The organism is Amycolatopsis orientalis DSM 40040 = KCTC 9412 (assembly GCF_000478275.1).
In the GTDB taxonomy this organism is placed as follows: Bacteria; Actinomycetota; Actinomycetes; order Mycobacteriales; family Pseudonocardiaceae; genus Amycolatopsis; species Amycolatopsis orientalis.
In genome coordinates this window covers 1-18,634 of the sequence record NZ_ASJB01000067.1, presented here as the reverse complement: position 1 = coordinate 18,634, position 18,634 = coordinate 1, and the positions used below count along the sequence as shown (strand labels likewise).

Here is an 18,634-nt window from a genome sequence, read left to right as displayed (position 1 = left end):
CGGACCGGAAGGGACCACGTGTGACCACCATGACGCAGACCGCCGTGAAACCGCGCCCGGCGATCCGTCCCAGGATCGCCGCACGCGCCGGGCTCTTCACCTTCCTCGGGGCCAACGTGGCCGCCGTGACCATGCTCTTCTTCGCCGCCGGGCCGTCGGACAACGTCCTCATCAGCATCGGCAGGCTCGCCGGGCTGTACGGGGCGCTGGCGATGGCGTTCCAGCTGCTGCTGGTCGCCCGCCTGCCGTGGCTGGACCGCCGCCTCGGCATGGACCGGCTCACCGTCTGGCACCGCTGGACCGGGTTCAGCCTCCTGTGGACACTGCTCGCCCACTTCGTCTTCATCGTCTTCGGCTACGCACAGGTCGAGGACAACGGCGTGGTGGACGAGTTCGTCACGATGGTGACCAAACTGGAGGGGATCCTGCGCGCGGTCGTCGCGTTCGCGCTCATCCTGCTGGTCGGCGCCGTTTCCGCGCGTTTCGCCCGCCGACGGCTGGCCTACGAGACCTGGCATTTCATCCATCTGTACACCTATGCCGCGGTCGTGCTGGCGTTCACCCATCAGATCGCGCTGGGCGGATCGTTCGCGTCGTCGCCGGGCGCGCAGGCCTACTGGTGGGCGGTGTGGGGTGTCGCTCTCGGCTCGGTGGTCGCCGGCCGGGTCGTGCTGCCTCTCGCGCGAAATCTGCGGCACCGGTTGAGGGTCGTCGCCGTGGTCCCCGAATCCCACGACGTCGTCTCCGTGTACATCTCCGGCAAGGACCTCGACAAGATGCCCGCCAGGGCCGGCCAGTTCTTCCTGTGGCGCTTCATGACCCGGGATCGCTGGTGGCAGGCGAATCCGTTCTCGCTGTCGGCCGCGCCCGACGGCCGCACCCTGCGGCTGACCGCGAAGGCCGCCGGTGACGGCAGCGCGTCGTTGCGTTCGCTGAAGGTCGGCACGCGGGTGTTCGCCGAAGGACCGTACGGCGCGTTCACCACGATGCACCAACGGAAACCGGACGCGCTGCTGGTGGCGGGCGGCGTCGGGATCACTCCGATCCGCGCGCTGCTGGAAGAGATCTCCGGGCACGTCGTGGTGCTCTACCGCGTCCGCGACGAACGCGACGCCGTCCTGCTGCCGGAACTGACGGGGCTGGCGCGGGCACGCGGCGCGGTCGTGCGGGTCCTCAGTGGACCGTCCGATCAGGCCGGTCCGCACGGTCCGGTGCTCGGCGCGCACAACCTGCGGCGGCTGGTGCCGGACGTGACCGATCGGGACGTCTTCGTCTGCGGGCCGCCCGGGATGACCTCGGCGACGTTGCGCAGCCTGCGTGAACTGGGCGTGCCGAACCAGCAGGTCCACGCCGAACGTTTCAGTCTCGCCGCCTGAGTCAGGGAGTCCCCGATCATGAAGAAGACCATCGTCGCCGCCACGGTCGCCCTTTCGGCCGCCGGCTTCCTCGGTGTCTGGCTGTACGAACCGGGTCCGCTCGGTTCGGAGACCGTGGCCGTCGCCGCGCCCGCCCCGCCCTCGTCCACTGAGTCCTCTTCGTCCTCTTCGGACGGTGGCGCCTCCGAAGGGGCGGAACGCACCATCGACGGCTCGGTGGAGAGCAACCGGTACGGCACCGTCCAAGTGCGACTGGTGATCTCCGCCGAGGACCGGATCTCCGAGGTCCAGCTGCTGCGACGGCCGACCAGCGGCCGCGGGGTCGACGCGATCCCGGTCCTGCAGGCGGAGACGCTGACCGCGCAGAGCGCCGACATCGACACCGTCTCCGGGGCGACGTCGACGAGCGAGTCGTACGTCAAATCGCTGCAGGCGGCGCTGGACGCCAGATGAACCGCGTCGAGCAGGTGATGGGGCTGCCGGTCTCGGTCGACGTCCGTGCGGGCGGCGAACTCGTCGACCATGCTCTCGACGGCGTCTTCGGCTGGCTGCGCGAGGTCGACGACCGGTTCAGCCCGTTCAAGGCCGGAAGCGAGGTCTGCCGCTATGACCGCGGCGAACTCGCCCCGTCGGAACTGAGCGACGACCTGCTCGAAGTGCTTTCGTTGTGCGACCATTACGAACGGCTGTCCGGCGGGGCGTTCACCGCCCGGATCCCCGGACGGCGGCTCGACCCGAACGCGGTGGTCAAGGGCTGGGCGGTGCAGCGGGCGGCGGGACTGTTGCTGGCAGAGGGCCTGGACGTCTTCTGTATCAACGCCGGCGGCGACGTCGTCACCTCCGGCGAACCGGAACCCGGCCGCCCCTGGCGGGTCGGCATCCGGCATCCCGAACGGCCGGACTCGCTCTGCGCCGTGGTCGAGTCCTCCGGCGGCGCCGTCGCGACGTCAGGGGAATATGAACGCGGAGCGCATATCCTCGACGGGCGGACCGGGCGCCCGGCCACCGGGCTGCTGAGCGTCACGGTCGCCGCCGACGACCTCGTCACGGCGGATTCGCTGGCCACGGCCGCTTTCGCGATGGGGACCGAGGGAATCGCCTGGGTCGCTTCGCAACCGGGGTGCCAGGTCCTGATCATCGACGCGGAGCGTCAGGTGCACCGGTCGCCGGGACTTCGGCTCGCTTATTGAGAGGTAAGGCGAACATGGCTGGGTGGTGCGCCCTGGGCCGGGTGGGGTTTCCGTGGCCTGGGATGTCCTGAAGGCCCCCTTTCGGACGTGGAACGTCTCGAAGGTTCCCTTCAGAACGGGTTCCGGGCCCGCGTTTCGGAGCCGGTGTCCCTACCCCTCAATAAAACCGTTGGCCGGGTCTCGCGGGCTCGGGCAGACTGCGGCGTCATGACCTCTGTCGTACAGAACTTCTTTTTCGACTGTGCCGACGCTTACGAGCTGGGGCGTTTCTGGAGCGGCGTCGTCGGCAAGCCGATGGCCGACGACGACCGGCCGGGCGATCCCGAGGCGATCATCATGATGGACAACGGTGTCACGCTGTACTTCGGGCAGGTCCCGGAGCCGAAGACGGTGAAGAACCGCATCCATCTCTGCCTCGAGCCCGACATCCCGCGCGACGAGGAGGTCGAGCGCCTGCTGAAGCTCGGCGCGACCCTCCTGCACGACCGGCGCAACCCGGACGGCACCGGCTGGGCCGTCCTCGGCGACCCCGAGGGCAACGAGTTCTGCGTGCTGCGCAGCGCCGCCGAAAAGGCCGCGACTTCGTGACCGAGTACCTCACCGTCAACCGCGCGAACTGGGACGAACGCGCCCCGGCGCACGCGGCGTCGGCGGACTACGGCTACGACCGGTTCGTCAAGGACCCCGCCCATCTCAGCGGCGTCGTCCGGTTCGACCGGCCGCTGCTCGGCGACGTCTCCGGTGCGCGCGGAGTGCACCTGCAGTGCCATATCGGCACGGACACGCTTTCCCTGTCGCGCCTCGGCGCGCGGATGACCGGACTCGACTTTTCCCCGCCGTCGCTGGAGATCGCGCGGCGGCTGGCCGCCGAGACCGGCGCGGAGATCGACTACCACGAGTCCGATGTGTACAGTGCGGCCGACGTATTGGGCGCCGGGGAATTCGACCTCGTCTACACGGGAATCGGCGCGCTCTGCTGGCTCCCCGACATCGCCCGCTGGGGGCGGACGGCAGGCGCGCTGCTGCGGCCGGGCGGGCGGCTGTTCGTCCGGGACATGCACCCGATGCTGGGCACCCTCGACGAGACGCAGCCGGTGGTCACGCCGCGGTACCCGTACTTCGAGCAGGCCGAACCGCTGGTCTTCGACGAGCCGGGGACCTATGTGGACACCGACGTGTCGTTCCAGCACAACCGGACGCACGAGTGGAACCACGGGCTGGGCGAGATCGTCATGTCGCTGCTCGACGCGGGGCTGACGCTGACGCGGCTGGTGGAGCACGACAGCGTGCCGTGGAACGCGCTGCCCGGTCTCATGACCGTGGACCCCGCGACGGAGGAATGGCGGCTGACGAAGGACCCTCAGCGGCTGGCGGCGAGCTTCACCATCGAGGCCGTGAAGCGCATCTAGAGGACTAAACGCGCGGCGAACGCTCCGTCACGAACGCTTGCCCACTGACCGGCCGGGTTTGAAGAATGGACGGTATGTCGAGCGAATCCCGACGGCCGCTGGTCGCCGTCGCCGCCTTGGGCGGCACCATCTCCATGGTCCCCGGCGACGGCGAGGACCACGCGGTCCCCCGGCTCAGTGCCAAGGATCTGCTCGGCGGCCTCGTCGACGACCTGACGATGGACGTCCGCGCGGAGACGCTCGCGGGTATCTCCAGCGCGTCGATGGACTTCGCGACGCTGATCAAGACCCGGGACTGGGCCGCGCGCGCCGTCGACGAAGGCGCCCAAGGCGTCGTCGTGGTCCAGGGCACGGACACGCTCGAAGAGACCGCGTACTTCTTCGAGCTGACTTGGGCTTCCGAGGCGCCGATCGTCATCACCGGCGCCATGCGCAATCCCAGTCTGCCCAGCGCCGACGGCGCGGCGAACCTGGTCGCCGCGCTGACCGTCGCGGCCGATCCGCGCAGCCGCGGCCGCGGTTCGCTGGTCGCGTTCAACGACGACGTCCACCTCGCGCGCTGGGTCCGCAAGGCGCATTCGAGCCACGTCGAGGCGTTCTCGTCGAATCCCGCCGGGCCGCTCGGGCTGCTCGCGGAGGGCGCGGTGCACTACTTCCACCCGGTCGCCGCCCGTCCGGCGGCGTTGCCGGTGGAGAACGCGGATTTCTCCGGGCTGGTACCGATCGTCGAGAGCGGCGTCGAGGACACCGGGGAACTCCTGGAGACGCTGGTCAAGGCCGGGGTCAAGGGAGTGGTGATCGCGGCGAACGGCGCCGGGCACGTCTCAGCGGGGACAGCGGGCGTGATCGAGCGTGCGCTGCCGGAGGTGCCGATCGTGATCGCCGGCCGCACCGGCGCCGGGCCGACATTCCGGAGTACCTATGGCTTCCGCGGTTCGGAGTCGGACCTGATCGCGATGGGCGCGACCATGGCGGGCTGGCTCGACCCGCGCAAATCCCGGCTCCTGCTGCACACCCTGCTCGCGACCGGGGCGTCTCGGGACCGTATCGAGGCCGAGTTCCGGCTGCGCGGCGACCTCGACACCTAGCGTTCCGTCCTGCATTTCGTCCTCTGGATGCGGTAGTTGCACGCGCAAGGAACGCATTCAGAGGACGAAACGCGGGGCGCGCTAGTCCCGGATCGGGCCGGAGATGGGGTCCAGGTGGTACGGGCGCATGGCGCGCGGCCCGTGCCGGTAGACGTGCACGCTGACGGCGGGGTCCGGCCCCTCGTTGCGCACCTCGTGGATGTACCCGGGGCCGAAGACGCGCGACTGGCCCGTCGACAGCGAATGCAGCTCCGTCACGGCCCGGCCGTCGACGGCGCGCCGGGCGACCGTCTCGTTCAGCTGCCCGCTGACCACGGTGAACGCGCCGGCGGCGAATTCGTGGTCGTGCAGGTCGGTGTGCTGGCCGGGCAGCCAGCTCATCAGCCAGATCTCCTGGATTTCGTCGCTGTCGACGAGCGCGGAGAACCGCTCCTCCGGGTCGTAGCGCAGCAGATGCCGCCAGCGGTCACGGTCCGCGGCGAACTCGAGCGCGACGCGCACCGGGTGGCGCAGGGTGGGGTTTTCGGGAATGACGAGCGTGTTGTCCGGGACGGCGAACATGAAGGTGTCCTTACAGAAGGAAGAGGGTGTCGAACTGGGCCGGGGCGGGTTTCACCGACAACAGCGACACGACGCGCACGCGACGGCGCCAAGACCCGAGAGGCCCCGCGACACAGTCATCCCACGTGCGAACATGCCCACAGCGAACCAGTGCGGAGCCCGGCGGTCAACAGATCTCACACCGTGGACATGCCGGCTCGCCTCAGGCCTCAGGAGCTGAAGGGCCCCTTCCCCTCATCTGACGCGGTGAAGGGCCCTTTCCTCGCATCGGATGCGGGGAAAGGGCCCTTCAGCTCCAGCGGTCAGGACCACTCGTGCTTCTGCGACCGCCCCAGCAGCTCGGCTCCCGCCCGCCGCGGGTCGACCCCTTCGTGACACACGCGGTGCATCGCGTCGGTGATGGGCATGTCGACGCCGTGGCTCAGCGCGAGTTCCCGGATCGACGTGCACGACTTGACGCCCTCGGCGACCTGCCCGCCCGCCGCGTCCAGCGCCTGCTGCAGGGTCTCTCCCCTGCCCAGCCGCTCACCGAAGGTCCGGTTGCGCGACAGCGGCGAGGAACACGTCGCCACCAGGTCGCCGACGCCGGCGAGCCCGGCGAAGGTGAGCGGGTCGGCGCCGAGTTTCGCGCCGAGCCGCGCCATCTCGGCCAGCCCGCGGGTGATCAGCGTCGCCATCGTGTTGGTGCCGAGCCCCAGCCCGGCCGCCATCCCACAGCTCAGCGCGATGACGTTCTTGCACGCGCCGCCCAGTTCGCAGCCGACGACGTCGGTGTTGGTGTACGGCCGGAAGTACTGGTTGAAGCTCGCCTGCTGGATCGCCTTGGCGTTGTCGTGGTCCGTGCACGCGACCACCGCGGCCGACGGCTGCCCCAGCGCGATCTCCTTCGCGAGGTTCGGCCCCGAAACGACCACGATCCGGCCGTCCTCGACGCGCGCGATCTCGGCGATGACCTCGCTCATCCGCTTGAGCGTGCCGAGTTCGACCCCCTTCGCGAGACTCACCAGGATCGCGTCGGAGGGCAGCAGACCGGACCACTCCGACAGATTGGTCCGCAGCGTCTGGCTCGGCACCGCGAGGACCACGGCCTGCGCGCCGTCGAGCGCCTCGGCCGGATCCGCGGTCGCGGTGATCCGCGCGGACAACTCGATATCGGGCAAATAGGACGAATTTCGGTGCTGGTCCCGGATCTCCGCCGCGACCTCGGGCCGCCGGGCCCAGATGGTCACGTCGCGGCCGGCGTCGCCGAGCACCTTGGCGAACGCCGTGCCCCACGATCCGGCGCCGAGTACGGTCACCCGCTGGACCTCGGCCATCAGGCGTCGTCCTCCGGCTTCTTCGCGGGCGGTTCCTCCTGGCGGATCTCCGCGAGCAGGGTGGTGATCTCGGTCATCATCAGCTCGGTGACCTCGCGCAGCTTGGACGCGCTGCGCGTGGACCCGTCCTTGTAGGCGGACAGGTCCAGTGGCTCCCCGACCAGATGCGTGATCGTCTTGCGCGGGAACGGCGTGAACTTCTTCGTGTACCCGTTGAAGATGTGGTTCGTGCCCCAGCGGGCGATCGGGATCACCGGCACGTCGGTCTCCAGCGCGAGCCGTGCCGCACCGGTGAACGGCTTCTTCGGCCAGCCGTCCGGATCCTTGCTGATCGTCCCCTCCGGATAGATCACGACGACCTTGCCGTCGCGCAACGCCTGGTGGGCGGCCTTGAGGCTGTCACCGGCGGCGGCCGAACCACGCGAGACCGGGATCTGCCCCGCGCCGACGAAGATCTTGCCGAAGAGCGGCGTCCTGGTCAGGCTCTCCTTGCCGAGGAAACGCGGCACCCGCTTCTGCCGGTGCACGAAGACCGCGTCCACCGCCGGGTCCATGTGGGACACGTGGTTGAGCAGCAGCAGCGCGCCGCCTTCGCGGGGGATCCGCTCGGCGTTGCGGTAGACGCGCTTGGCGATGGCCGTCGCCGGGTAGAACAGTGCGGCGGCGATACCCACCCAGATGCCGCCCTTCTCACGCCGGGCCAATTCGTCCTCCTCGAAGTCGCACGTGCCGTCCCAGACCCCTGATCCTGCCGCCCGCGTACGAGCGGGGTCCAGGGAGGGTCGGGTAAGAATGCAGATGTGGACGTGGACCTGATCGTGCCGATGAAGCGCCCGGCGGAGGGCAAGTCGCGGCTTCGCGGCGCGGTCGTGCCGGGTCGGCACGCCGAACTGGTGCTGGCGCTGGCGTACGACACGCTGGCCGCGGTGACCTCGGCCGACGGCGTCCGCCGGGTACTGGTGGTCGCCGCCGACCCGGCTTCGGTGGCGGATCTCGCCGAGCTGGGTGTGGAAATCGTCGCCGAACCTTCGCGAGGCGGATTGAACGCCGCCCTGCGTCACGGCGCGGAACTGCTGCGCCGGGACACCCCGTCCGGTCTCGTCGGCGCCCTGCAGGCCGACCTGCCGGCCCTGCGGACCGAAGACCTCACCGCCGCGCTCGCCGAGGCCGCCGGTGAGCGGGCCTTCGTCGCGGACCGGCAGGGAACGGGCACGACCCTGTTGCTCGCGGGGGCGGGCCGGGCCCTCGAACCCCGGTTCGGCGAGGGTTCCGCGCGGGCGCACGCCGCGTCCGGTGCGACGCCGCTCACGATCGCCGCCGAATCGCTCCGCGGTGACGTGGACACCGCGGATGATCTCGCTCACGTCCGCACCCTGGGTGTCGGAAAACGCACTTCAACGCTGCTGGGAACACCCTGCGTGGTGATGTGACGAGAGTTCACCCCGGCGACCCGCGCGCGGCGCACATAATCGCGCCGAGTGGTGAACAATGAAGCCCGTGAGCACAAACGACGGCGGCACCCCGAACTCGGCAAGGAAGCGGAAGACCTCCGCCGCGAAACCGGAACCGGACAACGGCGCGGCCAAACCCGCCAGGGCGCGCAAGACCAGTCCCGCGGTGAAGACGAACAGCACCCCGCGGGCGGCGATCCGCGCGACCCGGGGCGGTTCGGCGAGCCGTCCCGCCCAGGAGTTCCGCGCGCTGCCCGCCGCGCCCCCGGCGGTGACGTCGGCCCCTACCGCGGTCGAGACGCTGCCCGACGACCGGTACTTCAACCGTGAGCTGTCGTGGCAGGACTTCAACGCCCGTGTGCTCGCGCTGGCCGAGGACGAATCGCAGCCGCTGCTCGAACGCGCCAAGTTCCTGGCGATCTTCGCGTCCAATTTGGACGAGTTCTACATGGTGCGGGTCGCCGGGCTGAAGCGCCGCGACGAGACGGGCCTCCCGGTCCGCAGCGCGGACGGGCTCACCCCGCGCGAGCAGCTGGCCTACATCGCCAAACGCAACCAGGACCTGGTCGAGCGGCACACCAACGCCTTCGAACTGCACCTGCGGCCCCGGCTGGCCGAGGAAGACATCCACATCGTCGGCTGGAACGACCTGACCGGCGCCGACCAGCTCCGGCTGTCCAACTACTTCAGCGAGCAGATCTTCCCGGTGCTCACACCGCTGGCCGTGGATCCCGCGCATCCGTTCCCCTACATCTCGGGCCTTTCGCTCAACCTGGCCATCACCGTCCGCGACCCCGAGGCGGGCACGGAGCGGTTCGCCCGCGTCAAGGTGCCGAGCAACGTGCCGCGCCTGATGCGCATCGAGCAGCAGCCCCGTGAGGTCCGCACCGCGACGTTCCTGCCGCTGGAGGAACTGATCGCCGCCCATCTCGGTGAGCTGTTCACCGGGATGGAGGTCACCGAGCACCACGCGTTCCGCGTCACCCGCAACGCCGACTTCGAGGTCGAAGAAGACCGGGACGAGGACCTCCTCCAGGCGCTGGAGCGCGAGCTGGCCCAGCGCCGGTTCGGCCCGCCGGTGCGGCTCGAGGTCGCGCAGGACATGAGCGAGCACATGCTCGAACTGCTGCTGCGGGAGCTGGAGGTCGACCCGCGCGACGTCGTCGAGGTCCCCGGCCTGCTGGACCTGACCTGCCTGCACCAGCTGTCCGGAGTGGACCGGAAGGAACTCAAGGACCGCCCTTTCGTGCCGGCCACCCATCCGGCGTTCGGTGAGCGCGAGACGCCGAAGTCGGTGTTCGCGACGCTGCGCGAGGGCGACGTCCTCGTGCATCACCCGTACGACTCCTTCTCCACCAGCGTCCAGCGGTTCATCGAACAGGCCGCCGCGGACGACAAGGTGCTGGCGATCAAGCAGACGCTGTACCGCACCTCCGGTGACTCCCCGATCGTCGACGCGCTGATCGACGCCGCCGAGGCGGGCAAGCAGGTCGTCGCGCTGGTCGAGATCAAGGCGCGGTTCGACGAGCAGGCCAACATCACCTGGGCGCGCACGCTGGAACGCGCCGGCGTGCACGTGGTCTACGGGCTGGTCGGGCTGAAGACGCACTGCAAGGTGTCGATGGTGGTGCGCCAGGAGGGTTCGACCATCCGCCGGTACTGCCATATCGGCACCGGCAACTACAACCCGAAGACGGCGCGGCTCTACGAGGATCTCGGTCTCCTGACCGCCGACCCCACGATCGGCGCGGACCTGACGGATCTGTTCAACGTGCTCACCGGCTACTCCCGGCAGGACACTTACCGCAACATCCTCACGTCGCCGCACGGGATCCGCCGCGGCATCGTGCGCGCGATCGGTGAGGAGATCGAACTCGCGCGGGCGGGCCAGACCGCCGGGATCCGGATCAAGTGCAACTCGCTCGTCGACGAGCAGGTGATCGACGCGCTGTACCACGCGTCGCAGGCCGGAGTGCCGGTCGACATCGTGGTGCGCGGGATCTGCGCGCTGAAGCCGGGTGTCGAAGGGCTCAGCGAGAACATCCACGTGCGGTCGATCCTCGGCCGGTTCCTGGAACACTCGCGCATCTTCAACTTCCGCGCGGGCGGGACGCAGTGGATCGGCAGCGCGGACATGATGCACCGCAACCTCGACCGCCGCATCGAGGCGCTGGTGCGGGTCAAGGATCCGAAGCTGACGGCGCAACTGGACTACATCTTCGAGTCCGCGCTGCATCCGTCGACCCGGTGCTGGGTACTGAACTCGACCGGCGAGTGGGCCCCGTTCCCGGCGTCGGGCGACGACGTCCGCGATCACCAGGTCGAACTCGCGAAGCGCCACGGAGCCGCCGGATGAGCGGGGTCGTGCGGGCGGCCGGTGCGGTCCTCTGGCGACGTGCCGGGGACCGCGTCGAGGTCGCGCTGGTCCACCGGCCGCGCTACGACGACTGGTCGCTGCCGAAGGGGAAGCTGGATCCGGGCGAGACCATCGCGGAGGCCGCGGTCCGCGAGATCGAAGAGGAGACCGGCTTCGAGGCGGTGCTCGGCCGGTACCTGTTCCGGACCGAGTACACCGTGGCCGGGGAGCCGAAGACCGTCGACTACTTCTCCGCGCGCGCGGCTTCCGGCGCGTTCGCGCCGAACGAGGAGGTCGACGAACTGCGCTGGCTCGACGCCGAGACGGCGGAGAAACTGCTGACGCGGCCGGGGGACGTGCGGGTACTGCGCGAGTTCTCCGCGCTGCCGCCCGACCTCACCACGGTGATCCTGGTGCGGCACGCCAAAGCGGGTAAACGCGACGAGTGGAACGGCGACGACGACCTGCGGCCGCTTTCGGACGCGGGACAGCGTCAGGCCGAAGCGCTGCGTTCGCTGCTGCGGCACTACGCGCCGAGCAGGGTGCTCTCGGCGCCGCGGCTCCGGTGCGTCCAGACGGTGAACGGGCTCGCCGATGATCTCGACGTCGAGATCCGGCACGAGCCGCTGCTCTCGGAAGAGGGCTACTGGCCCGATCCGGTGCTCGGTGTCGCCCGGCTGCTGGCCATCGCGGGCGACGGCGGGACACCGGTGATCTCCAGCCAGGGCGGCGTGATCCCGGACGTCGTCAGCGCGCTGGCCGACCGCGACGGTGTCGACCTGCCCGCCGCGCGCGGCGGTGTGGTGCCGTCGAAGAAGGGCTCGTTCTGGGTGCTGTCGTTCCGGGCGCCGACCGACGAGGACGGGCCGGTGCTGGTGGCCGCGGACTACTTCGCGTCGCCCCTGCCCACCCCCGCGCCTGCCCGCCCCTGACGCACGCATGTCCTCACGCACTGCCTCGTGAGTGGTAATGACGGTTAGAACCGTCATTACCACTCACGAGACGACGGCACCCGCGTGACAGCGAACTGACAGCGCCGCTTGGTTTACTGCCCGCGTGTCCTTGTGGGGGGTCGTGATGGGCATCCCGCGGTACTCGCCGTTCAGCCTGGGGGTGGAACGGACAGCATCGTCCGTACTTCGTCGGCACGGGGATCACCGAGGCGCTGGCATACGGCCAGCGCCTCGGCTCCGTAAGCGACGGCCTGGTCTTCCCGTCCCAGGCCGCGCATGATCTTCACGAGCGTGATGAGCACGTCGATGGTGCCGTATTCCGCGCCGAGCTCGTGGAGTTCGGCGAGCGCGCCGGAACACTTCTCCTCCGCCTCCTCGTACCGTTGCGCGCCCGCGAGCGCCTCGCCGGTGTTGGAGAGGGCGAGCGCCGCGTGGTACCGGTCACCGAGTTCGGCGAAGGACCGTCTCGCTTCGAGCGCGGCTTCGGCGGCCTCGTCGTAGGCGCCCCGGCCGATCCGGCTGGCGCTGATGTTGAGGAGCGCGTGCGGGACGAAGGTGCGCTGACCGTTGTCGGCGGCGAGGCGCGCGGCCTCGGCGGCGACCTGTTCGCTCTTCTCGAATTCGGAGCGGAGGTGGTAAGCCCCCGACAGATTCGACAGGATCGCGACCGTGACCTCGGAGCCGCCGGTCTCCACGGACGCCTTCCTCGCCTCTTCCAGCATCTCCAGTGCCTCGTCGGGGCGAAGTGCCCGCAGGTAGGCGGATCCGAGGTTGTTGGCCGCGTACTGCAGGCCCAGCGGATCGGACGCGGCCCTCGTGGCCTCGACGGCGGCTTCGCCGGTGCTGAACCAGTCCTCCTGATCGTGCCGTTCGGAGTAGAAGGAGCGGAGCAGCCACGCGAGTTTCCAGGCGCGGTCGGCCCAGCCGCGGTCGGCGGCGATCCGGACCAGCGCGGCGAGCGCGGGACGTTCCTCGACGTACCAGGCCGTCGCCTCCTCGCGGTCGGCGAAACCGGGCGGCGGACCTTCGGCCGGTTCGAGCACGACGTCCGAAGTGAGCAGGTCCGGCCGGACGAGTTCGTCCGCCGCGGCGACGGCGGCGAGGTACCAGTCGATCAGGCGCCGCAGCGCCGCGTCGCGTTCGGCCTGGTCTTCGTCCTCCGCGAGTTCCGCGGCGTAGACCCGCAACAGGTCGTGGAACCGGTACCGGTCGGCGCTCGGCTGGTTCAGCAGATGCGCCGAAGCCAGCCGGTCGATCAGTTCCCTGGCCTCGAGAATCCCGGTCCCCGCCGCGACGGCCGCGGTCGTGACCCGGATCGGCACGCCGGGGAACAGCCCCAGCAACCGGAACAGCCGGGCCGCCTCCGGGCGCAACGCGTTGTAGGACCACGAAAACGCCGCACGCAGATCGGTACCCGCGTCCTGCGGATCCCGCAGGGTGTCGAGCCGGATCCGCTGATCCCGTAGCTCGTCGACGATCCAGGCCAGTGAGGTGCCCGGGAACCGGGACGCCCGTTCCCCGGCCAGCGCCAGTGCCAGCGGCAATCCGCCGCACAGCAGGGTGAGATCCGCCACCGCGCCGGGTTCGGCGTCGAGCCGGGCGTGGCCGACACTTCCGGCGAGCAGCGCCTTGGCCGCGTGCTCGTCCAAGGAGCGCAACGGCATCCGCCGCGCCCCTTCCCTGGCGACCAGGCCCCGCAACTGGTTCCGGCTGGTGACCACGACCAGATTGCCCGATCCGGGCAGCAGCGGCCGGATCTGGGCCGCGTCGCGGGCGTTGTCCAGCAGCACCAGCATCCTGGTCCCGGCGAGCCTGCCGCGCAGCGCGGCCGACCGTTGCTCCACTGTGGAGGGCAGCGCGTCGGCGGGCACGCCCACCGCCTGGAGGAACCCGGACAGTGCGTCCATCGGGGTGACCGGGGTACCCGCGGAATGCCCGCGCAGGTCTACGAAGAGTTGTCCGTCGGGGAATCTCTCCCGGAGCCGATGCGACCAATGGACGGCCAGCGCGGTCTTCCCGACCCCCGCCGTCCCTTCGATGACCACGATCCGTGTCGGCCCGCCCTGGTCGAGGAACCCGTCCAGCTGGGCCAGTTCGGTTTCGCGTCCGGTGAAACCCGTGACGTCGAAAGGAAGCTGACGCGGTACCGGCGGTGCCGGTGGTACCGGTGCGATCGGCTCCGCGCGCACGTCCGCGGCGAGCAGTTCGGCGTGCAGCCGCCGCAGTTCCGCGCCCGGTTCGACACCCAGTTCCTCGGCGAGCAGCGACCGCAGCCGGGCGTATCCGGCCAGCGCTTCGGCCCTTCTGCCGGAGCGCGCGAGAATCCGCACGAGTCTTTCCCACAACGATTCCCGGAGCGGGTGCCGCGCGACCAGCTCGGTCAATTCGGCGACGAGTTCCGCGTCGGCGGTCACCCCGGTATCCAGATCGATCCGCCTTTCCACGGCGAACAGATACCGCTCGGTGAGCCGGGGTTCCCATTCATCGGCGAGGGTGGGGGAACCGGCGCCTTCCAGCGGTGTCCCGCCCCACAGCGCGATCGCCCCGGCCAGCAGTTCCCGTTCCTCGTCGGGTTCTTTTCCGACGGCTTTGTCGAGAAGGCCGAGGAATCGCAGCACGTCGACCCCGGCGGGATCGGAAACGAGACGGTAACCGTCCGGTTCGGTCTCCACGAGGTGCTCGCCGAGCAAACGCCGCAAGCGCATCACGTTCGTCTGCAGGCTGCCGCGGATCCGTTCCGGGGGTTCGTGTCCCCAGACACCGCGTGCGAGCGCGTCGATGGAAACCAGACGGCCGCACGACAGCGCCAAGGTGGCCAGCAGCGCGCGCTGACGGGCACTGCCGAGCGAACAAGCCGATCCGTCCACGATCACCCTGAACGGACCGAGAAGCCGGATTTCGATGGTGGCCCCCCTCCAGACCGGTGTTCCCCGCCTCGTTCTTCTCTGGCGAGAAGAGTGACACAGTCGCCCGGTGTCCGAGCGGGTTCCGGACATTCCGTCCGTCCGGACAGTGGTGAAGGGACCGGAAACTGCGGCAGGGCCCCGCGCCGTGCGCGGGGCCCTGCCGTTGGCTCACTCGTGGAGAGGGAGCTTACTTCTTCTTCGCGGCCGCCGAAGTCCGCTTGGCCGGAGCCTTCTTGGCGGGTGCCTTGGCGGCGGTGGCCTTGGCGGCCGGCTTCGCGGCGGCCTTGGTGGCGGTCGCCTTCTTGGCCGTGGTGGCGCGAGTCGTCGTGGCCTTCGCCGCGGTCTTCGGCGCCGCCTTGGTGGCGGTCGTCTTGGCCGCTGCCTTGGTCGCGGTCGCCTTGGCGGCCGGCTTCGCGGCGGTGCGCGTCGTGGCGGCGGCGGCACGCGTCCGCGTGGTGGTGGAACGCGTCGCGGCCGGGCGGCTGGCGGCCGTCCGGGTCGTCGTCGCGCGGGTGGCGGCGGTCCGGGTGGTGGTGCCGGCGGTCGCGCGCTTCACAGCGGTGGCCTTCGGCAGCTTCTTCGAACCGCTGATGACGTCCTTGAAGGTCGTGCCGGCGCGGAAGGCGGGCACGTTGGTCTTCTTGACGCGAACGGTCTCACCGGTACGCGGGTTCCGCGCGGTGCGGGCGGCGCGGGCGCGCTTCTCGAACACACCGAAGCCGGTGATGTTCACCTTCTCGCCCTTGTTGACCGTCCGGATGATGATGTCGACAAGGCCATCGACGGCCTCCGACGCGACCTTCTTGTCGCCCAGGCGCTCCGACAGCGCCTCGATCAGCTGGGCCTTGTTGGCCATTCCAGTCCTCCAAGAAGAACTACTTGTACACGGCCCCGTCGGCCGACTTAGCGCACACGGTATTACCAATGCAGCACAAATTCCAAACGACGCGCGGAAATTTCCCTTGTCTCGGGGGCGGTTCCGCCTCTTGAGGGACCCCTCCAGGGCCTCTTGAGGTGCCGTTCGGTGTGGTTTCGGGGCTGGTGTGGAGGCCTTCGGCCGGGGTGCGGATTCCCTGCTCAGCAAGGGAATCCGCCCCCTTCGGCAGGCCCTAGGAGGAGGCCGCCGGGAGGGTCACCGGCTTCCAGGAGGGGCGCTGGGTCTCGAAAGTGTCGATCTCCTCCGCGTGGCGGAGTGTCAGGGCGATGTCGTCGAGCCCTTCGAGGAGCCGCCAGCGGGTGTAGTCGTCGATCTGGAAGGGCGCGGTGAAGTCCTTGGCTCGTACCGTCTTCGACTCGAGGTCCACCGTGACCTCCGTCCCAGGCTCGTTTTCGAGCAGCTTCCACAGCAGTTCGACGTCCGCCTGCTCGACCTGAGCGGCGACCAGGCCCTGTTTGCCCGAGTTCCCACGGAAGATGTCCGCGAACCGGGAAGAGATCACCACCCGGAAGCCGTAGTCCATCAGGGCCCAGACGGCGTGCTCACGGGAGGAACCGGTGCCGAAGTCCGGGCCCGCGACCAGGACCGACCCGCTTTTGAAGGGCTCTTCGTTGAGGATGAACGACTCGTCGGAGCGCCAGGCGGCGAAGAGCCCGTCCTCGAAGCCGGTGCGGCTCACGCGCTTGAGGTAGACCGCCGGGATGATCTGGTCAGTGTCCACGTTGGACCTGCGCAGCGGGACCCCGACGCCGGTGTGGTGGGTGAACGCGTCCATGGTGATGAAACTCCTCAGCGATGTCGGCGATGTCAGCGATGTCAGCGGGTGGTGGCGGGCAGCAGGTCTTCGGGGCTGGACAGGGTTCCCCGGACGGCCGTGGCGGCCGCCACGAGCGGGGAGACCAGGTGCGTCCGGCCGCCCTTGCCCTGCCTGCCTTCGAAGTTGCGGTTCGAGGTCGACGCGCTGCGCTCACCCGGCTTGAGCTGGTCAGGGTTCATGCCGAGGCACATCGAGCAGCCCGCCTGGCGCCATTCCGCGCCCGCTTCGGTGAAGACCCGGTCCAGCCCTTCGGCTTCGGCGGCCTGGCGGACGCGCATCGAGCCGGGGACGACGAGCATCCGGACCGACTCGGCGACCTTGTGCCCGCGCAGGACGTCCGCGGCGGCCCTCAGGTCCTCGATACGGCCATTCGTGCAGGAGCCGAGGAAGACGGTGTCCACCGCGATCTCACGCAGCGGCGTTCCCGGCTTCAGGTCCATATAGGACAGGGCCTTCTCGGCGGCGACGCGCTCGTTCTCGTCGCCGATCCGCTCCGGGTCGGGCACCTCGGCGCCCAGCGGGAGACCCTGGCCCGGGTTGGTGCCCCAGGTCACGAAAGGCGTGAGCTCGTCGGCGTTCAGGTGCACCTCGGCGTCGAAGACGGCGTCGTCGTCGGTGCGCAGCTCGCGCCAGTTCTCGACGGCGGCGTCCCAGTCGGCGCCCTGAGGCGCGTGCGGACGGCCCTTCAGATACGCGAACGTCGTCTCGTCCGGTGCGATGAGACCGGCGCGCGCCCCCGCTTCGATGGACATGTTGCACACCGTCATCCGGGCCTCCATCGACAGGTTCTCGATGGCCTTGCCGCGGTATTCGAGGACGTAGCCCTGCCCGCCGCCGGTGCCGATCTTGGCGATCACGGCGAGGATGACGTCCTTCGCCGTGACGCCGGGGCGCAGTTCCCCGTCGACGGTGATCGCCATCGTCTTGAATGGACGGAGCGGCAGCGTCTGGGTCGCCATCACGTGTTCGACCTCCGAGGTGCCGATGCCGAAGGCCATCGCGCCGAACGCGCCGTGCGTCGAGGTGTGACTGTCGCCGCACACCACGGTCATCCCGGGCTGGGTCAGGCCCAGCTGCGGGCCGATGACGTGCACGATGCCCTGTTCGGCGTCGCCCATCGGGTGCAGCCGGACCCCGAACTCCTCGCAGTTGGCGCGCAGGGTGTCGACCTGGGTGCGGGACACGGGATCCGCGATCGGCAGCTCGATGTCGATCGTCGGGACGTTGTGGTCCTCGGTCGCGATGGTGAGGTCGGGGCGGCGCAGTTTCCGGCCAGCCAGGCGGAGTCCGTCGAACGCCTGCGGGCTGGTGACCTCGTGCAGCAGGTGGAGGTCGATGTAGAGCAGGTCGGGCTCGGCCCCTTCGCCGCGCCGCACCAGGTGCGACTCCCACACTTTCTCGGCCAGTGTCCGGGGCATTTCCGGCTCCTCACATGCGGTGAAATCGGTACTTCCCACCATCTGGACATCTCAAACTTCGGGAAGATAGTATCGGCTTGTGGGACAGCATAGCGGTATCGGAGTACTCGACAAGGCCGTGGCCGTGCTTCAGGCCGTGGCCGAAGATCCTTGTGGCCTGGCGGAACTGTGCACGCGGACCGGCTTGCCGCGCGCCACGGCGCACCGGCTCGCGGTCGGCCTCGAGGTGCATCGCCTGTTGCGCCGCGGCCCGGACGGGCGGTGGCGGCCGGGCACCGCGCTCGCGGAACTGGCGGGCGGTTCGACCGACCCGCTGCTCGACGCGGCGAGTTCGGTACTGCCCAAATTGCGCGACATCACCGGGGAAAGCGTTCAGCTCTACCGCCGCGACGGTGTCCAGCGCGTCTGCGTCTCGACCGCGGAACCGCCCAGCGGTCTCCGTGACACGGTGCCGATCGGTTCACGGCTGCCGATGACCGCCGGTTCCGGCGCGAAGGTCCTCGCCGCTTGGTCGGATCCGCATACGCAGCGGACGATCCTCTCCGAGGCGGTCTACGGGGAGCGCACGCTGCTGGAGGTCCGGCGGCGCGGCTGGGCCCAGAGCGTGGCGGAACGGGAACCCGGTGTGGCGAGTGTCTCGGCGCCGGTACGGGATTCGTCGGGCACCGTGGTCGCCGCGGTGTCGGTTTCCGGGCCCATCGAACGGATAGGGCGCAAGCCGGGGGCGCGCTGGGCCGCGGACCTGCTCGCCGCCGCGGACGCACTGCAGGAGCGCCTCTGACCCCTCGAACTACGTGAAGGCCCCCTTCCCCTTGGGTTCTAGTGGTGGTTGCAACACCTGACTTTGTTCGGGGGT

General features: G+C 69.7%; 17 protein-coding genes. 10 read left to right on the top strand and 7 right to left on the bottom strand.

The window, feature by feature from the left end:
- The first annotated feature begins 29 nt into the window (after nucleotides 1–29).
- The 6 genes from L324_RS24190 (at nucleotide 30) to L324_RS24165 (ending at nucleotide 5,063) form a co-directional block, all read left to right on the top strand.
- Nucleotides 30–1,376 carry a ferredoxin reductase family protein gene (locus L324_RS24190; RefSeq protein ID WP_037313056.1) on the top strand — a complete coding sequence of 449 codons (1,347 nt, stop codon included), beginning with the start codon at nucleotides 30–32 and terminating at the stop codon, nucleotides 1,374–1,376.
- Nucleotides 1,377–1,394: 18 nt separating this feature from the next.
- Nucleotides 1,395–1,829: an FMN-binding protein gene (locus L324_RS24185; protein WP_037312994.1), complete on the top strand. Its 435-nt coding sequence runs from the start codon at nucleotides 1,395–1,397 to the stop codon at nucleotides 1,827–1,829.
- The gene (locus tag L324_RS24180) at nucleotides 1,826–2,566 is read left to right on the top strand and encodes an FAD:protein FMN transferase (RefSeq protein WP_037312991.1); all 741 of its coding nucleotides are present in this window, start codon (nucleotides 1,826–1,828) and stop codon (nucleotides 2,564–2,566) included. Before L324_RS24185 ends, L324_RS24180 begins: the two co-directional genes overlap by 4 nt.
- 207 nt (nucleotides 2,567–2,773) lie before the next feature.
- Nucleotides 2,774–3,154, top strand: coding sequence for a VOC family protein (locus L324_RS24175; RefSeq protein ID WP_037312989.1), 381 nt, complete (start codon nucleotides 2,774–2,776; stop codon nucleotides 3,152–3,154).
- The gene (locus tag L324_RS24170; RefSeq protein ID WP_037312986.1) at nucleotides 3,151–3,975 is read left to right on the top strand and encodes a class I SAM-dependent methyltransferase; all 825 of its coding nucleotides are present in this window, start codon (nucleotides 3,151–3,153) and stop codon (nucleotides 3,973–3,975) included. The genes L324_RS24175 and L324_RS24170 overlap by 4 nt, the downstream gene beginning before the upstream one ends.
- Nucleotides 3,976–4,049: 74 nt before the next feature.
- Nucleotides 4,050–5,063: an asparaginase gene (locus L324_RS24165; RefSeq protein WP_037313053.1), complete on the top strand. Its 1,014-nt coding sequence runs from the start codon at nucleotides 4,050–4,052 to the stop codon at nucleotides 5,061–5,063.
- A gap of 81 nt (nucleotides 5,064–5,144) precedes the next feature.
- Here the strand turns inward: L324_RS24165 and L324_RS24160 are convergent, their stop codons facing one another.
- The 3 genes from L324_RS24160 to L324_RS24150 all read right to left on the bottom strand — a co-directional run bounded on the left by L324_RS24160 (nucleotide 5,145) and on the right by L324_RS24150 (nucleotide 7,644).
- Nucleotides 5,145–5,624, bottom strand: coding sequence for a cysteine dioxygenase (locus L324_RS24160; RefSeq protein WP_037312983.1), 480 nt, complete (start codon nucleotides 5,622–5,624; stop codon nucleotides 5,145–5,147).
- A 302-nt stretch (nucleotides 5,625–5,926) separates the two neighbouring features.
- Entirely contained in the window at nucleotides 5,927–6,940 is a 1,014-nt protein-coding gene (locus tag L324_RS24155; protein ID WP_081736452.1) for an NAD(P)H-dependent glycerol-3-phosphate dehydrogenase, read from the bottom strand.
- Nucleotides 6,940–7,644, bottom strand: coding sequence for a lysophospholipid acyltransferase family protein (locus L324_RS24150; RefSeq protein WP_037312977.1), 705 nt, complete (start codon nucleotides 7,642–7,644; stop codon nucleotides 6,940–6,942). The genes L324_RS24155 and L324_RS24150 overlap by 1 nt, the downstream gene beginning before the upstream one ends.
- Nucleotides 7,645–7,740: 96 nt before the next feature.
- On the opposite strand from L324_RS24150, the gene cofC reads away from it, so the two are divergent.
- The 3 genes from cofC to L324_RS24135 are packed head-to-tail and all read left to right on the top strand — an operon-like array spanning nucleotide 7,741 to nucleotide 11,679.
- Nucleotides 7,741–8,370: a 2-phospho-L-lactate guanylyltransferase gene (cofC, locus tag L324_RS24145; protein WP_037312974.1), complete on the top strand. Its 630-nt coding sequence runs from the start codon at nucleotides 7,741–7,743 to the stop codon at nucleotides 8,368–8,370.
- A gap of 58 nt (nucleotides 8,371–8,428) precedes the next feature.
- Nucleotides 8,429–10,747 (top strand): RNA degradosome polyphosphate kinase, encoded by a 2,319-nt coding sequence (locus tag L324_RS24140; RefSeq protein WP_173426397.1) that lies wholly within the window; start codon nucleotides 8,429–8,431, stop codon nucleotides 10,745–10,747.
- Nucleotides 10,744–11,679, top strand: coding sequence for an NUDIX hydrolase (locus tag L324_RS24135; protein ID WP_037312971.1), 936 nt, complete (start codon nucleotides 10,744–10,746; stop codon nucleotides 11,677–11,679). The genes L324_RS24140 and L324_RS24135 overlap by 4 nt, the downstream gene beginning before the upstream one ends.
- Before the next feature lie 170 nt (nucleotides 11,680–11,849).
- Here L324_RS24135 and L324_RS24130 read toward each other — a convergent pair whose 3' ends face one another.
- The 4 genes from L324_RS24130 to leuC form a co-directional block, all read right to left on the bottom strand.
- Nucleotides 11,850–14,567, bottom strand: a complete 2,718-nt coding sequence (locus tag L324_RS24130; RefSeq protein WP_235783635.1) for an AfsR/SARP family transcriptional regulator — start codon at nucleotides 14,565–14,567, stop codon at nucleotides 11,850–11,852.
- A gap of 226 nt (nucleotides 14,568–14,793) precedes the next feature.
- Nucleotides 14,794–15,462, bottom strand: coding sequence for an HU family DNA-binding protein (locus L324_RS24125; protein WP_037312965.1), 669 nt, complete (start codon nucleotides 15,460–15,462; stop codon nucleotides 14,794–14,796).
- A gap of 253 nt (nucleotides 15,463–15,715) precedes the next feature.
- Nucleotides 15,716–16,318, bottom strand: coding sequence for a 3-isopropylmalate dehydratase small subunit (leuD, locus tag L324_RS24120; RefSeq protein WP_037312962.1), 603 nt, complete (start codon nucleotides 16,316–16,318; stop codon nucleotides 15,716–15,718).
- Nucleotides 16,319–16,359: 41 nt separating this feature from the next.
- Nucleotides 16,360–17,778: a 3-isopropylmalate dehydratase large subunit gene (gene leuC, locus L324_RS24115; protein ID WP_037312960.1), complete on the bottom strand. Its 1,419-nt coding sequence runs from the start codon at nucleotides 17,776–17,778 to the stop codon at nucleotides 16,360–16,362.
- Nucleotides 17,779–17,857: 79 nt separating this feature from the next.
- Here leuC and L324_RS24110 point away from each other — a divergent pair, with 79 nt between their 5' ends.
- Nucleotides 17,858–18,559 (top strand): IclR family transcriptional regulator, encoded by a 702-nt coding sequence (locus L324_RS24110; protein ID WP_044855494.1) that lies wholly within the window; start codon nucleotides 17,858–17,860, stop codon nucleotides 18,557–18,559.
- Nucleotides 18,560–18,634 lie beyond the last annotated feature (75 nt).